1 protein-coding gene is annotated in these 438 nt (G+C 48.9%); it reads left to right on the forward strand.

Annotated elements, in window-relative coordinates; all coding sequences use genetic code 11:
* Window positions 1-438 (forward strand): hypothetical protein (locus tag ACTHUF_RS11360; protein ID WP_440407762.1); only part of this gene is annotated, 438 nt, incomplete at both ends.

The following is a 438-nucleotide window of genomic DNA, read 5'->3' on the forward strand; positions in this document are numbered from 1 at the left end:
TGTGGTTGGGGGTTGTTGTGGTTTGGTGTTGTTTTGGGGTGTTTTTTTTTTTGTTGTGGTGGTGTGGGTGTGGTGGTGTTTTGGTTGGGTGGCTTTTTGGTGGTTGTGTCTGGTTGGGTGGGTGGGGGTGTTTGGGGGTTTGGTTGGTTTTTGTGTGTTGTTGTGTGTGGTGTGGTGGTTTGTGGTTGTTTTGTTGGGTGGGGTTTGTTGTTGTTTGGTGTGTTGTGTTTGTGTGTTGTTGTTTGGTGTGTTGTTGTTGGTGTTGGGGTGGTGTTGTGGTGGTTGTTGGGTGGTGTGGGGGGGTGGTTGTTTTTGGTGTGGTTGTTGCTTGTTTGTGGTTTGGTTGGGTTTGTTTTTGTGGTGTGGGTGTTGGTTTTGGTTGTGTGTGGGTTGGGTGGTGTTTTGGGTGGGTTGTGTGGGTCGGTTGTGTTGTTGTGT

The sequence above is a fragment of the Neisseria sp. P0024.S006 genome, assembly GCF_051956595.1.
In the GTDB taxonomy this organism is placed as follows: Bacteria; Pseudomonadota; Gammaproteobacteria; order Burkholderiales; family Neisseriaceae; genus Neisseria.